This window comes from Candidatus Pelagibacter communis (assembly GCF_001179845.1).
Taxonomy (GTDB): Bacteria; Pseudomonadota; Alphaproteobacteria; order Pelagibacterales; family Pelagibacteraceae; genus Pelagibacter; species Pelagibacter ubique_Q.
This window is the reverse complement of the sequence record NZ_CVSB01000020.1, coordinates 13373-28129: the sequence shown is the minus strand read 5'-3', so window position 1 is coordinate 28129 and position 14757 is coordinate 13373. Positions and strand designations below refer to the sequence as shown.

The 14757-nt window shown below is 27.3% G+C and carries 18 protein-coding genes; 7 read left to right on the top strand and 11 right to left on the bottom strand.

All coding sequences use genetic code 11. The annotated features are described in order from the left end of the window. Positions 1-14: 14 nt before the first annotated feature. Positions 15-959 carry a phosphotransferase gene (locus AMN81_RS01045; RefSeq protein WP_072090292.1) on the top strand — a complete coding sequence of 315 codons (945 nt, stop codon included), beginning with the start codon at positions 15-17 and terminating at the stop codon, positions 957-959. A 4-nt stretch (positions 960-963) separates the two neighbouring features. Continuing rightward, positions 964-1653, top strand: a complete 690-nt coding sequence (locus AMN81_RS01040; protein WP_072090291.1) for a sugar phosphate nucleotidyltransferase — start codon at positions 964-966, stop codon at positions 1651-1653. Here the strand turns inward: AMN81_RS01040 and AMN81_RS01035 are convergent. Further along, on the bottom strand, positions 1631-2338 hold the full coding sequence (locus AMN81_RS01035; protein WP_072090290.1) for a 2,3-bisphosphoglycerate-dependent phosphoglycerate mutase: 708 nt from the start codon (positions 2336-2338) through the stop codon (positions 1631-1633). The two genes, AMN81_RS01040 and AMN81_RS01035, sit on opposite strands and share 23 nt — an antisense overlap. A 44-nt stretch (positions 2339-2382) precedes the next feature. Here AMN81_RS01035 and AMN81_RS01030 point away from each other — a divergent pair, with 44 nt between their 5' ends. Together AMN81_RS01030 and AMN81_RS01025 are read left to right on the top strand one after the other, a co-directional pair. Continuing rightward, positions 2383-2778 (top strand): VanZ family protein, encoded by a 396-nt coding sequence (locus AMN81_RS01030; RefSeq protein ID WP_072090289.1) that lies wholly within the window; start codon positions 2383-2385, stop codon positions 2776-2778. After that, positions 2759-3358, top strand: a complete 600-nt coding sequence (locus tag AMN81_RS01025) for a transglycosylase SLT domain-containing protein (RefSeq protein WP_072090288.1) — start codon at positions 2759-2761, stop codon at positions 3356-3358. The genes AMN81_RS01030 and AMN81_RS01025 overlap by 20 nt, the downstream gene beginning before the upstream one ends. On the opposite strand, the gene AMN81_RS01020 is transcribed toward AMN81_RS01025, so the two are convergent. From AMN81_RS01020 to msrA, 4 genes are read right to left on the bottom strand one after another with little or no spacing between them, the layout of a single operon-like run. Further along, a complete protein-coding gene (locus tag AMN81_RS01020) occupies positions 3355-6477 on the bottom strand; it encodes an efflux RND transporter permease subunit (protein ID WP_072090287.1) in 3123 nt (1040 codons plus the stop codon). The two genes, AMN81_RS01025 and AMN81_RS01020, sit on opposite strands and share 4 nt — an antisense overlap. A 4-nt stretch (positions 6478-6481) precedes the next feature. Continuing rightward, positions 6482-7477, bottom strand: coding sequence for an efflux RND transporter periplasmic adaptor subunit (locus tag AMN81_RS01015; protein ID WP_072090286.1), 996 nt, complete (start codon positions 7475-7477; stop codon positions 6482-6484). A 3-nt stretch (positions 7478-7480) separates the two neighbouring features. Next, positions 7481-8293 (bottom strand): sulfurtransferase, encoded by an 813-nt coding sequence (locus tag AMN81_RS01010; protein WP_072090285.1) that lies wholly within the window; start codon positions 8291-8293, stop codon positions 7481-7483. A 1-nt stretch (position 8294) separates the two neighbouring features. Beyond that, positions 8295-8738 (bottom strand): peptide-methionine (S)-S-oxide reductase MsrA, encoded by a 444-nt coding sequence (msrA, locus tag AMN81_RS01005; protein ID WP_072090284.1) that lies wholly within the window; start codon positions 8736-8738, stop codon positions 8295-8297. 34 nt (positions 8739-8772) lie between these two features. Here msrA and AMN81_RS01000 point away from each other — a divergent pair, with 34 nt between their 5' ends. Both AMN81_RS01000 and AMN81_RS00995 read left to right on the top strand, forming a co-directional pair. Beyond that, entirely contained in the window at positions 8773-9654 is an 882-nt protein-coding gene (locus tag AMN81_RS01000) for a DMT family transporter (protein WP_072090283.1), read from the top strand. Continuing rightward, on the top strand, positions 9647-10282 hold the full coding sequence (locus AMN81_RS00995) for a DNA-3-methyladenine glycosylase family protein (protein WP_072090282.1): 636 nt from the start codon (positions 9647-9649) through the stop codon (positions 10280-10282). The genes AMN81_RS01000 and AMN81_RS00995 overlap by 8 nt, the downstream gene beginning before the upstream one ends. A gap of 9 nt (positions 10283-10291) precedes the next feature. Here the strand turns inward: AMN81_RS00995 and AMN81_RS00990 are convergent, their stop codons facing one another. Beyond that, on the bottom strand, positions 10292-11179 hold the full coding sequence (locus tag AMN81_RS00990; protein ID WP_072090281.1) for a glycosyltransferase family 17 protein: 888 nt from the start codon (positions 11177-11179) through the stop codon (positions 10292-10294). Between the two features lie 32 nt (positions 11180-11211). Next, entirely contained in the window at positions 11212-11499 is a 288-nt protein-coding gene (locus AMN81_RS00985) for a DUF1330 domain-containing protein (RefSeq protein ID WP_072090280.1), read from the bottom strand. A 43-nt stretch (positions 11500-11542) separates the two neighbouring features. Here AMN81_RS00985 and AMN81_RS00980 point away from each other — a divergent pair, with 43 nt between their 5' ends. Continuing rightward, positions 11543-11866: a c-type cytochrome gene (locus tag AMN81_RS00980; protein ID WP_072090279.1), complete on the top strand. Its 324-nt coding sequence runs from the start codon at positions 11543-11545 to the stop codon at positions 11864-11866. Positions 11867-11873: 7 nt separating this feature from the next. On the opposite strand, the gene puuE is transcribed toward AMN81_RS00980, so the two are convergent. Genes puuE through uraD form a run of 4 tightly spaced genes read right to left on the bottom strand, consistent with a single transcriptional unit; the run spans position 11874 to position 14738 of the window. Continuing rightward, on the bottom strand, positions 11874-12773 hold the full coding sequence (gene puuE, locus AMN81_RS00975) for an allantoinase PuuE (RefSeq protein ID WP_072090278.1): 900 nt from the start codon (positions 12771-12773) through the stop codon (positions 11874-11876). Further along, positions 12770-13261 carry an ureidoglycolate lyase gene (locus tag AMN81_RS00970; RefSeq protein ID WP_072090277.1) on the bottom strand — a complete coding sequence of 164 codons (492 nt, stop codon included), beginning with the start codon at positions 13259-13261 and terminating at the stop codon, positions 12770-12772. Before AMN81_RS00970 ends, puuE begins: the two co-directional genes overlap by 4 nt. Continuing rightward, positions 13258-14244, bottom strand: a complete 987-nt coding sequence (alc, locus tag AMN81_RS00965; RefSeq protein WP_072090276.1) for an allantoicase — start codon at positions 14242-14244, stop codon at positions 13258-13260. Before alc ends, AMN81_RS00970 begins: the two co-directional genes overlap by 4 nt. After that, positions 14241-14738 carry a 2-oxo-4-hydroxy-4-carboxy-5-ureidoimidazoline decarboxylase gene (gene uraD / locus AMN81_RS00960; RefSeq protein ID WP_072090275.1) on the bottom strand — a complete coding sequence of 166 codons (498 nt, stop codon included), beginning with the start codon at positions 14736-14738 and terminating at the stop codon, positions 14241-14243. Before uraD ends, alc begins: the two co-directional genes overlap by 4 nt. Between the last annotated feature and the right edge of the window lie 19 nt (positions 14739-14757).

Here is a 14757-nt window from a genome sequence, read left to right as displayed (position 1 = left end):
TAAAACTAATTTTGATGAAAATCTTAGCAAAATTGAAAAAAATAAAAGGTGATGCATCTTTTAGGGAATTTTACAGAAACATAGAAAATAAATCAATTTTAGTAATATCTAAGAAAGAAAAGTCTAAAAATCTTTTAATTTATGATGCAATAAATAAAATTTTAATTAAAAATAAAATTTTAGCACCAAATTTATTAAGTGAAAACTACATTAATAATTATATAGAAATAAATGACTTTGGAGATCAAACTTTATTTCAAATCTTAAAAAACAATAAGAACAATAAATATGTCATTTTTAAAAAGATAATAAAAATTTTAAATAAAATACAATTAATAAAAGATGTAAAAGTTAAAAATTTTAAAAATAAATTATATAAAGTTCAAGAATATAATAACAAAACTTTATTTGATGAAACTAAACTTTTTTGTGACTGGTATGCACCAAAGAAATTGTCTAAATTTAAAAGTATTAAATTTAAAAAAAAATTTATATTGGAAATAAAAAATTTATTATCAAAATTAAATTATAAAAATGATACATTTGTTCATAGAGATTTTCATGTTTCAAATTTGATGTATCACAATAAAAAAATTGCAGTAATAGACAGTCAAGATGCACTAATTGGCAATAGAGCTTACGATTTAGCGTCCTTAATTGATGACGTGAGATTAAAAACATCTAATGAATTAAAAGAGAAAATATTTAAGTTTTACATCAAATCAAATAAAAAAATTGATTTGAAAAAATTTAAAAAAGATTTTGAAATACTATCTGTTTTAAGAAATTTAAAAATAATTGGTATATTTATGCGTTTAGCTGTTAGAGATAATAAAAAAAAATATCTTAAATTAATTCCCTACGCTTGGGAATTGATTAATCATAGAATTAGAGAGCAGAATGAATTCAATGATTTGATGTTGCTATTAAAAAATAATTTTCCAAAATTTATAAGGTAGAGTTTTGAAAATAAATACAGCTTTAATTTTATGTGCAGGTTTTGGTAAAAGATTAAATCCAATTACTTTAAATACTCCTAAGCCCTTATTAGAGATTAAAGATGTAAGTATGCTGGAGAGATGCATTAATTTAATCGAAAAACTAGGTATTCAAAAAATCTTAATAAATACTTTTTATTTAAAGGATCAATTTTCAGTTTTTTTAAACAATAAAAATTTCAATATTGATATCAAAATAATTGAGGATGGTGATCATATTTTAAATACAGGGGGAGGTATTCAAAATATGATTAAAGACTCTAATGAAAAGGATTTTATAATTTTTAATCCAGATACAATCTGGAGTAATAATTATGAAGATGAGATATCAAAAATGGAAAAAATGTATTTTTCTAAAAAATTAGAAAACATTCTTCTCTTAGCAAATAAAAAATTAAGTTTTGATAAAAAATTAAAAGGAGATTTCAATTTAAAAAATAATTTAATTAACAAAGACACTGAAAAAGAATTTATTTACATTGGTTGTCAAATAATTAATAAAAAATTATTTGTTAAAGAAAAATTAGAAAATTACTCAATTTTGGAAATTTGGAATAATTTAATAGATCAAAAAAAATTATTTGGTTATGAAAGTCTAAAAGACTTTTATCATTTAACTGATCTGGATATTTTTAAAAAACTAAAAGATCTTTAGCTCTTTGTTGATCAAGATATTTGCAATTAAAAATTTTGTTGTTTTCTAATTCAATTAACAGGGGGTTTCCTGTAGGAATTTCAAGTTTAGAGATCTTATTGTGATCTAAATTGAACAAATATTTGCAAAGAGCTCTAATAGAGTTTCCATGAGCAGAAATGAGAATATTTTCACTTGTTTTATATTCTATCTCTTTACTATAAAATTTTATTACTCTTTCATATGTATCTTTTAGTGACTCAGTGTCAGGAATTTTTTCTAAAGGAATTTCTTTGTAAGTTTCAATATTTAGGGGATGATATGGATTTTTTTTATCTAGAGGATCGGGCCTTAGATCCCAAGAACGTCTAAATTGATGAACTTTTTCTTCTCCGAGTTTTACTTTCATTTCATCTTTATTTAATCCTGTGAGAGCACCATAATGTCTCTCGTTTAATTCCCATGCATTTTTTACTTCTTTATAGTCTTTCAATTCATCTTGTATTATTTTTAATGTATTTTTTGCTCTTAATTGAAAAGATGAATAATAAAGATTAATTTCAATATTTTCTTGTTTTATTAGTTGGCCAGCTTTTTTTGCCTCTGATTTTCCATTTTCTGTTAAATCTACATCTACCCATCCGGTGAATCTTTTTTCTAAATTCCATACACTTTGGCCATGTCTTACTAATATTAAATAACTCATTTGTTTATCTTTTAGAACAATTTGATAAATAAAACTATATTTTAATGATTAATTTTTTTTCAAAAAATAAGTTTATTTTTTATTTATGTAATTTGATTTTAATTTTTTTATATTTATTTCCAGGTAGTTTACTAGGGTGGTTTTTATATAATGATCTAAGTTTACAGCCACAAATTACACCAGATTTTATAATTTCAACCAATCATGTTTATGCATTCTTAATTATTTCGACTATTGGATTATTAACTTTTAATATATCGAACCAATTTATTTACATAAGCTTATATTTAATTTTTTTATCTTTAGCACTTGAAGTAACACATTATTTTATCCCCAAAAGAAGTTTTGAATTTACAGATTTATTTGGAAATTTATTAGGTGTAATTATAGTATTAATTTTATTTTACTTTTATAAAAAAAATGAAAATTCAAAAACTTAGTTTTTTATTAGTAATAATTTTATTTATTTCAGCTTGTTCATCAGTTCCTAAAAATACCGCAAGCAGTTGTTCAATATTTAAAGAGAGATATTTTTGGTATAAACATGCAAAAAAATCTGAAAGAAAATGGGGTACACCAGTTCACTTACAGCTTGCAATTATCAAGATGGAATCGAGTTTTGATTGGATGGCAAAGCCACCAAGACAAAAACTATTTAAGGTAGTCCCCTACAAAAGACCGTCTAGTTCATTTGGTTATTCTCAAGCAATTAAAGGAACATGGAAACAATATAAAGATGAAACAGGAAACAAGTTTGCAGTTAGAACAAGATTTAAGGACAGTGTTGATTTCATTGGATGGTACACAAATAAAACAGAGAAAATTTTAAAAGTTTCTAAAAATGATGCTTTCAAACAGTATATTGCTTATCACGAAGGCTGGGGTAATTATAAAAATTTTAAAGATAATAAAAAAGTAATTTACTTAGCTAAGAAAGTAGAGAAGCAATCAAATATTTATAAGCAACAATTGTCTGAATGTAAAAATTCTTTATCAACTTCAAAGTATATTATTTTTTAATTTAGCTGTTTTTTTAATTCTATATCAACTGCATCAATACGCTTAGTATTTTTCGCAAGTGCTAAATACATCGTTGGAGTTACATATAAAGTAAAGAAGGTTGAAATAATCATTCCTCCTAAAATTGTAGAACCCACAGCTAATCTAGAGCCTTCACCTGCACCTGGGCCAATATTCCCAATAACTAATGGAAGCATTGCTATCATTGTGCTTAGTGAAGTCATGATGATTGGTCGAATTCTAAGTTGGCAAGCTTTAATTATAGCGTCCTGAATTTTAACACCTGTAGTTCTTATCTGGTTTGTATAGTCTACAATCAAAATACTATTCTTTGTGGATATACCAATAAGTATAATTAAAGCGATTTGAGAGAAAATATTTACTGAACTATTTAAAAATAAAATAAATACTAAGCCGCCAAATACAGCTAATGGAACTGTTAAAATAATAATAAATGGATGAACAAAGGAGTTAAATGTTGCTGCCATAACTAAATAAGCAGTTAACAAAGCAAGAGCAAAAATTAAGTATATTTCATTTGTTGTTTCTTTTAATTCTTCAGATTTTCCTTTCCAAGTGATTTGATTTTGAGGAGCAACTCTAATCATGACATCTTCTAGATATTTTATTGCTTCTGTTAAAGTATAATCTTCTGAAAGGGCAGCTGAAATTGTAACAGCTCTTTGTCGATTATATCTTGGAAGTGCTTCAGCAGTGCCTTTTTCCTTAAATTCAACTAAACTTGCAACAGATATGAGTTTACCAGTTGTTTCAGATCTAACAAAAATTTTTGATAATCCATCTTTATCTCTTCTGTCTGCTAAATATTGTTGTAAAATAATTGGGTATTCTCTTCCCTCTTTACTGAAAGTTGTTACTCTTTTTCCTCCATAAAGAGTTTCTAAAGTTCTACCTATATTTTCTGTAGAAACTCCCAAATCATTTGCTCTATTTTTATTTGTGACTAATTTAACTTCGGGTTTATTTTTTGTATAATCACTTTCAATTCTGGACATATTTCTATTTTTTCTTAATTCTCTTAAGACATTATTTTGAATTTCTTCTAATTCTTCATAGCTAGATCCATAAATCACCATTTGAACAGGCTTATTATAACTTGATACTCTTATTGATTGTGGAGAAATTGGAAAAGCAAAAGTTTCAGGTACAGAAACCACTTGTCCAATAGCTTCTCTTAGTATTATTTGACTACTTTTTTCTCTATTTTTCCATTCGTCAAGTAATGCAATAATTATAAAAGTGTTATAAGAAGTTGCTGATCTTCCAAAACCAGGAACTCTCATGATTAGTCTTGCATATGGACTGTCATCTGCTTGTAATAATTTTAATATTCTTCCTTCAATTATTTGAGCTTTTTCTTGGGTATATTCAAATGAACTTCCTTCGTCAGTTGATCCTATAATTAAATAAGCACCCCTATCTTCAACTGGTATCAATTCTTTTTTAGAAAAACTAAACAAATAAGCTGAAGCAGCAATAATTAAAATTATAAATATTGAAATAGTTTTTTGTTTATTCACCCAATATTTAAGGGAGTTTACATAAAATCCTGTGAAAGATTTGAATCCATTATTGAATTTTTTTACAAAGAAATTGATTTTTTCTTTTTTGTTTAAAAATTTACTCCCTAGCATTGGAGATAATGTTAATGCCACAAAAGAAGATACAACAATTGAAAAAGATAATGCTATTGCTGTTTCTTTGAATAAAGTTCCTGATATTCCTTTAATAAATATTAGAGGCAGGAATACTGCTATAAGAATTAAAGTCGTTGCAATAATTGCAAATGTAATTTGTTTAGAACCTTTGTAAGCAGCTACTAATGGTGTTTCACCATTTTCAATTCTTGTATATATAGCATCAGTCATGATCACCGAGTCATCAGTGATTATGCCAATTGCTAGAATAAAACTTAGTAATACAAAAATATTAATTGATAGATCAAATATATATAACCCAAGAAATGATCCAATAAGACTAACTGGTAAAGCAACCGCAGGAACTATTACAGCTTTAAGGTTACCTAAAAAAAGATAAATAATCAAAACAACTAATACGAATGCAATTATTAAACTTTTATATACTTCTTCAATTGCAGCACCAATGTAGGTTGCTCTATTAAATGCTATTTCTAATTTTAATCCATCAGGCAAAGATTTGTTAAGTTCTTTGATTTTAGTTTTTATTTGTTTAGAAAGCTCTACCGTTGATGCACCACTTTTAGCATAAATACCAATACCGACAGTTTTTAAATTTACTGCATTTTTTCTTTGTGCTTTAAATAAAGTTTTTTCTGAAACAGGTCCTAATTCTATATTAGCTACATCGGATAAAATGATAACTTTTTCTTTATTTTTCTTAAGTGGCAGTTGTTTAATTGAATCAATATTAGAATAAGATTTATCAATGTTTAAAGTTAAGTCTTTGTTGTTAGCTTCTAAGGTTCCAGCTGGAAGATTTATATTCTCATTTCTAAGAGCTCTTTCAACTTCTTGAATTGTAAGATCGTTTGCAGCTAATTTAATTGGATCTATCCAAACTCTAACACTAAGCTCTCTTAATCCACCAACTAAAATTCGACCTACGTTTGGTACACTTGAAAATGCATCTATTAGATATCTTTCAGCATAATCTCCAAGATCTAAATCATTCCAAGTTGGAGATGATAAAGCTACCCACATTGTAGTTGTAAAACCTGCTGCCTGTTTTAAAATTTGCGGAGGGTTTGATTCACTTGGTAAATTATCTACAACCCTTGCAACTCTTTCCCTAATATCATTAGCAGCATCATCTAAATCAATGTCTGTGTTGAATTGAATATTAATCCTACTTCTTCCATTGAGAGAACTTGAGTCAATATTTTTGATACCTTCAGCTCCACCAATTACATCCTCTAATTTTTGAGTTATTTCTTCATCAACAATTTCAGCTGAAGCAGATTTATAATCGGTTTGAACTTGAACTACAGGAGGCTGTATACCATCAGGAAGTTCTCTTACTGGCAATTCCAAAAAGACAAAAATACCAAAAATAATTAATATTAAAGACATGACCCAAGCTACCACAGGTCGTTTAATGCTAACTTCAGTTATATACATTTAATTATTTTTTATCTTTATCTGATTTTTTAAAAATATTTTTCAACCAATCAAATTTACCTTTTTTTTCTTCAGCTTTTTTTGATTTATCTTTTTTACCCCAGCTTGAATTTCCTTGCTGTTTTTTAGCACCTTTCTCTATAGGTCTGATTGTTAAATTTGGTCTTACCTTTTTTGTTCCTTCTGCAACAATTTTATCTCCATTATTTAATCCATCTAATATTTCTACAAAGCCTAAGTATCTATCACCAATGGTTACTTTTGTTTTCATTACTTTATTTTTTTCATCTACTTTATAAATAAAAACATTTTCACCCTCGACAATTGTACTAGTGTCGGGAGCACTTAAGCCATTTCTTACATCATATTTAATTGATATTTCTAAAAATGAGCCAGGTAATATTTCACCTGATGAATTGTCCATTTTAATTCTTGTTGCTAAAGCTCTTGTATCTTCACTTATCCTGCTAGCAAAAGAGTCTACTTCACCTTTATAAATTTTATTTTTATATCCAGAAAATTTAATATCAACTGGCAGACCAACTTTAATAAATGGTACAAAAATTTCAGGTATATCTACATCACAAAATATTGAGCTAGTATCTTCAAGATTAATTAATATTGAAGATTTTGAAACCTCTATATCTTCCGAAAATTCTCTTTTTCCAATAACACCATCAAATTGAGCAATTACTTTTCGATTTTTAAGCTCGGCAATTACATCACCCTTTTTAACTTTTTGATTAAATTTTATAGGTTTTAATATTTCATATTTTTCAATTTTAAATGATTGTGTTTGAATTGGAGTTGCAGTTCCATAGGTACTAACAATATTTTCAAAAATTCTTTCTTGTGTAGTAGTTACTATTATTCCAGGAGGTGGTCTTTTACTAAATTTTTTTTTGAAATGATTTCCTATCATTGTTCTTCCAATGATCACTGTTGCAATGATTAAGAAAAATATTATTACTATACTTGTTATTTTTGTAGATGTTTTCATAAGTTAATTTTTTCCGTATTCAGCCCAAGAGCCATCGTAAATTGTTGGCATATACTTAACATTTATTAAAGAATAAGCTAGAGCCAATACACTTGCAGTCACTCCAGAACCACATGAAAATACTAGATTTTTATTATGGTCAAATTTAAAGGACTTAAATTTTTGTATTATTTTATCTTTACTAACGAAAGTATGGTCTTCGTTTACTAATTCAGAAAAGGGTAGGCAAAAAGAATTTTTTATTGAACCACTTCTAAGACCTTTTCTTGGTTCAGCTACTTTACCTTCAAATCTTTCTTTACTTCTTGCATCAACAACATTAAATTTTCCTGTATCAATGTTATCATCTATTTGTTTTTTATTTTTAACAAGTTCTTTATTTTCTTTACATGTATACTTTGACGTTTGAGTGGTCACTTTTTTATTATCTGTAGATTTATTTTCTTTTTTCCATTTTTTTAATCCACCATCTAGAACATGGACTAGTTTAGGGTCATGTCCATAATAAATTAAATTGTACCAACATCTACAAGAACTAATAACATCAGAGTTATCGTAAACTACTATTCGATCGTTATTTTCTATACCCATATCGCTTATTATTTTTTCCCAAGATTTAGTATCGGTAAGCATATGTGGTAAATCAGTATCTAATTTAGAATTTTTATCTAAATCAAAAAAAATAGCATTTGGAATATGTTCCTCTTTATATTCCTCAAAACCGTTTCTTTGAGTTTGCGGCATATGCCATGAGCAATCAATAATTTTTACTTTATCAATATTATTTTCTAACCAATTTGTATCAACTAAAGACATTTTATCTTTTTTCCAAATACCTTTGATGATATTCTTCAGCTGGGCAATAATTTTTAACTAAAGAAGTTTTTGTTTCTACTCTTCCTGATAATTTGACGTTTTCTTTTTCTATCATTTTTTCAGCAATAATTTTTTGCTGATCATTTAAATAAAATATTTCACTTCTATATTGGGTTCCAAAATCTGGTCCTTGAGAATTTAAAGTTGTTGGATCATGAATTTCAAAAAAATATTCAAGAATTTTCTCGTAAGATATTACTTTAGGATCAAAATCTAATTTTACTACTTCTGCATGATTTGTTGTGCCTGTGCATACTTCTTTGTAATTGGTTTCAGCATTATGACCTCCACAATAACCTACTTCTGTTTTTATAACTCCATCAAGTTTACTAAACTTAATTTCTGGTCCCCAAAAACATCCTAATCCTAAAATTGCTATTTCCATTGATAATTAACTTAATTAATCTAAAGTTAATCATATGCTATCAAAAAATCAATTAGGCTTTTTTTACATGTTCATATCGGTATGTGCATTTTCACTTATGGATGTGATTGTTAAATGGTCTGATGATTATCCCGTTGGACAAGTATTATTTTTCAGAGGATTTTGTGGAATAATTCCTATTTTATTTCTTATTCCTAAAGATAGATATTTAGATTTTTACAAAACAACAAGACCATTTCTTCATTTTAAAAGATGTTTAGCAGGATTAATTGCTTTGGTTTCTATATTTGTAGCATTAAGAAATTTACCTTTGGCAACAGTTGTAAGTATATCTTTTGCAGCACCGATATTTATAACAATATTCTCAATTTTTTTATTAAAAGAAAAAGTTGGTATTTATCGATGGTTAGCGGTCCTAGTTGGATTTGTTGGTATAATTTTCATAACTGAACCAGGTTTTAGCTCTTTAAATTTATATTATATTTATCCAATAATTTTTTGCTTAGGTCTATCTTACGTTGCTATTGCTATAAGAAAATTGTCATCAACTGAACCTGCCTGGTTGATTAGTTTTTTCTTTTCATTCTCAATAATGCTTTTAAGTTTTCTATCTTTCTATCAGGGATGGATCCTGCCAAGTTTAATTGATTTATTTTTGCTATCTATGGTCGGTATATTAGGTGGTCTTGCAAATTTATGGTTATCACAATCTTACAAATATTCAGAAGTAAGTTTAGTTTCCCCTTTAAAGTATCTTGGATTAGTATTTGCAATAATTTTTGGATATTTTATTTGGAATGAAATACCAACTTTTAAAACTTTATTAGGTGCTTTATTGGTTATTGTTTCATCTATTATAATATTTAGAAGAGAGATGTATTTTAAAAAAAAGCTATCTGTTTCACGTCATGAGTAAAACCCCATTATATTGGAATAAAGCAAAAAAATATTTATCTCAAAAAGACAAAACCATGTCTTCTTTAATTAAAAAATACAAATCTCCTTCAGAAACTGTTCTAACATCAAGAAAGGATGTTTTCTTCTCGCTCTGTAAAAGTATAATTGGTCAACAAATTAGTGTTGCTGCTGCTAATTCAGTTTTTTTAAAATTTAAGAAAAAATGTAAAAATAGAATTAATGCAAAAACAGTAAGCAAATTATCTACCATCCAGCTCAAAAGTTGTGGTCTAAGTAGACAGAAAGCAAAAGGAATAAAAAGTTTAGCTCAAAAAATATTAAGTAAAGAGTTTAATCCAAGACTTATTTCAAAAATGTCTGATGAAGATGCCATAATTTATCTCTCTCAATTAAGACAAATTGGAAGATGGTCAGCAGAAATGATTTTGTTATTTACTTATAATCGTCCTAATATTTGGCCTATTCAAGATATAGGTCTTTTAAGAGCTATTTCAAAAAATTTTGATAAAAAATATCTACCACCAGAAAGCTATGTTAAATATTTAAATAAAAGGTTTTCACCTTATTGTTCAGTTGCTACTTGGTACTTGTGGAGAAGTATAGATCCAGAGCCTATTCAGTACTGAGTCCCATTATCAATCAATCCATTCTTTATATTTCTCTAAATTATCAATTAAAAATTTAGGTAAATTTTGTATGGGATAATTTTCTAATTTGTTTCCACCTAATTTATTATTTCTTTGATCTACTGATAAATCATAAACTGCAATTTTATCTTTAATTATTTCATTAATTTGATCAGTAGTTAGTGGATTTTTGTCAAATTCAATATGATGAAGATATGATTTTAATTTATGTTTTATTTCTTCAGCTGTTTTTATATTGGTGAAATGCCATCCTCCATTTTTAATTATCTTACAATTAATAAATTTTTTTTCAGAAAAAAAAGCATCTATTCTATAAAATGGGTACTTACGATCTTTTATATTCCTTAACCATTGTGGATTTTTTAAATGTTTCTTTCTACAGCCCTTAGTTCCTTTCCAAGATAAGTTGGGTAATTTTAAATTAAATTTGTAATAAAACATATCTTGTTCAAATAAAAAAATTTTTTGATTTATTTGAGCAAAATTTAAATTATCTAAGTTTGGTATCTCGTCTACATCTGATATCAAAACGATATCTTCACTTTCAGCAATTTTCAAACCTTTCGAAATAAAATTTCTTTGACTATTCTCTCTAAAAATTGCATTCATAATCAATTTACTTGATTTTTGTATCTCCGTATCTTTTTCACTGATATTCTTTACATTTTCTGGGACTTGATCATAAATGAGATAAATAATTTTATCTTTAAAGCGCTCAAACTTATTTTGATTAAAATTTAATTCTCTTTTCTCTCCACGATGAGTAAATGTACTTTCGACGATTACAAAATAATCAACATATTTGTTTAAAATATTTAGTCTAAGATCTAAAATCATTTCCTCATCAAAATACATAAAACAATCAAATATCTTCATACTCTTCACTTAAATATTAAAAATTTATTATGTTACATTCCTTCAAAAATTATGTGTTCTCTAGTAGCATTATTTTCCAAATGTTTTCTAGCTTCAACATACTCTTCAGAATTATAACAATTTTTTGCAGTTTCTATGTCTGGAAATTCTGCGAGAGCTACTCTGACCATTTCCCTGCCTTCCAAAGTTATATTGTTTGCACTTCTTGCTATTATTTTTCCAGAATATTTTTCAACCGCTTCTTTAGCTTTGACAGCATATTTTTTAAGTCTTTCGTCATCTTTTATCTCAGTATAATTCGCAATCCAATAAGCTTTCATAATTCTCCTTTTTAAATTTTTTTAATTATGATACCAAATTTATGTGAAAAAATTATTTTTAAATACCTTTGGTGCATCATTATTTTTGATATTTTCATCATTAACTCAAGTTAATGCTGATGAATTATTTAATAAAGGAAAAGAAGTTTTTCTAGGAGCTGGTAATTGCGTAGCATGCCACATGCTCTCAGATGCTGGATCGAACGCAATGGTTGGTCCAAATTTAAATGAAATCAGACCTGATATTCAAAGAATTATAATGGCAGTTAGAAACGGCATAGGAGTAATGCCCGCAATGGAGGGTATACTAACTGACGAGGAAATAGAAGCAGTTGCTCACTACACTTCAATAGCTGCAGAACAATAATAAAATTTTAACTATAATTTTTTATCCAATGTTTAGCTATATCCACTCTTTTGCAGATCCATATGTCTTTAAATTTTGCGATATAGTTTAAAAATTTTTTAAGGGACTGTATTCTACCAGGCCTTCCAATTAATCTACAATGCAAGCCAACTGACATCATCTTTGGTGAGGTTTTTCCTTCTTCATAAAGAGCATCGAAACTATCTTTTAAATAATTATAAAATTGTTCACCCGAATTAAATCCTTGATTGGTTGCAAACCTCATATCATTGTTATCAAGTGTGTAAGGAACCATTAGTTGTTTTTTATTACCTTTTTTTATCCAGTAAGGGAGATCATCACTGTATGTGTCACTACAGTATAAAAAATTACCATTATCAATTACTAAATCTAAAGTATTTTCGCTGCACCTACCAGTGTACCAACCAGTAGGTTGATTACCAAAAATCTTTTTTATAGATTTGACTGCAAGCTTCATATCATTCTTTTCTTTTTTCTTTGATACATTTTGATAGTCAATCCATCTCCACCCGTGACTAGCAACTTCATAATTTGCTTTTTTTATAGCCAAACAAACTTCTTTATTTCTTTCCAATGCCATACCAACTCCAAAAATAGTAAGTGGAATTTTCTTTTTATTAAATAGATCATGAATTCTCCAAAACCCTCTTCTTGATCCGTATTCATAAATTGATTCCATATTTAAGTGTCGACCTTTAATTGGTTTTGCCCCTATTATTTCTGATAAAAATACTTCTGAAGTTTTATCACCATGAAGAGTACAATTTTCTGCTCCCTCCTCATAATTAAGCACAAATTGCAAAGCCAACTTAGCATTACCAGGCCACTTTACCTTAACTCTTTTGGAACCATATCCCACTAAATCTCTTGAGTATTTTTTTTTCATTTTTTCAAAATAATTTTATCTTTTTTAAATTTATAAATAACAAGATTGTTTCCTTTTCCCTTTCTATCAACAATTAGAAAATTCATATTTTTTATAGAAATAAGCGGAAAGTGCCAAATACCAGCATTGTAATTAACTCCAGTTTGTTTCGGGACCACAAAAGATTGGATTTTATTTACATCTGGTTTATTTCCTTTTGGCGCTACAAATACTAAAAATTTTGTATCTTCCATTGGTATAAAGGCTTGGCTTCCTAAAGGATGTTTTTCCATCATATCAATTTTCATAGGAAAATTTCTTTTTTTCGCTTTAAAAATACTAACAATTGCTTTCCCTTTGTTTTTAGATGCATCTAAGTTTATCAAATTATCAAATCTTTTTGCATAACCATCATTAATATTTATAGGATTTTTTTTTGATGTATCTATTAATTGACCAAATTTAGAAAAATTTTTTTTAGTAATTTTTTTTGCTTTTATTACTTTCATTTTACAAAATTCCCGAATGCCCTTATTCTTGAAATTCCACCATCTGGATAGATATTTATTTTAAGATAATTTTCCTTACTTCTTTTAATTAAGAATTTTTTAAAAATATGTTTCTTGTGAGCTGAGAGTTTTGACTTATTTAAAATAAACTTCCAATTTTTTGAATTATTGACGATTGATTTATTGGACATTTCTTTCGTGATACTTGCGGTTTGAATTGAGCAACTATCGGGGTAGTTTCCTTTAAAATGATGGGTATCTATTTCTAATTTTTTTATCAATCCTGGTTTTCCAAATTTTATTATAAGCCAATCAAAGTTTTTTCCTCTACTTCTTCTTGTTTCCCAACCATCTCCCATATTTTTTCCTTTACCAGGTGCTATGATATTTTCAGCTCTACCAAAATGTTCATTATTACAACCAATAATTGAAGCACCATTTAAAACAGATGTAAGGTTAATAGTTTTGTTATTTAAAAAGTTTTTCTCCATTTCAATTGTTCCATAAAGCCTTAGTCTTGCAACTCCACCATCAGGAAAAATGTTTAGTCTTATGTAATTAAAAACAGATTTGTTGTTTGATTTGAAGCTATGGTTTCGGCTTGGCCCAAGTTTTTTTTTGCTCAGTAAAGAAATCCATTTTGTTTTCTTATTAGGCTTTGTTTTACTAAAGCAACCCTCTAACGAAGCATGTGTAGGTTGGTTTCCATTGAAGTGTGTTGTGTCAATGTCTATATCAAATATCTTTCCAGGTTTACCAAGTTTTAGAATTAAATAATCAAAACCTTTTGACCTTCTTCTTCTTGTTTCCCATCCATCCATCCATTTACCATGTTTGTCAAATAGTCCGTCTTTGAAAATTGGAGTTTCGATATTTAATATTCTATGAGCAGCTGCAAAAAAGTCATCAGTCTTAAATATAATTTTAGATCCAATTCTTGGATCTGCTAAGTTAATCATCTTTGCACTTATGAATTTTTTCATTTTTTATTTATTTCATTTAAACGAAAGGTTGCGATTTTTTTTACTTGTTTTTTTGCTTCAAGGAATTCACTTTCTACATCACTTTGTATTCTTTGTCTAAAATTATTCAAAATTTCATTTTTATCTTTACCTTTTACGGCGATTATAAAAGGAAAATTAAACTTTTTTTTATATTCTGAATTTAATTTTTTAAATTCTTCATATTCATCATTAGAACATTGGTTTAATTTTGCAGAGGCTTGCTCTGATATAGATTCAGAGGTCATTTTTTTTGCTACAGCAAGCTCAGGATGAGCATTTAAAATCTCTAAAATTTTATTCTTTTCATAATTTTCATAAATATTTAGCATTTTAGACACAATATCTTCAAAGTTTTTAAATGGTTTTGACTCAAAAGCTTCCATAGCAACTGACTCAGTTTTTTCAAAAACATTACCAAATATAGACAAAAAATCAGACTTGTTAAGATCGTTAATGTTATCTATTGTTCTCATATAACTTTTAAAAATTTAA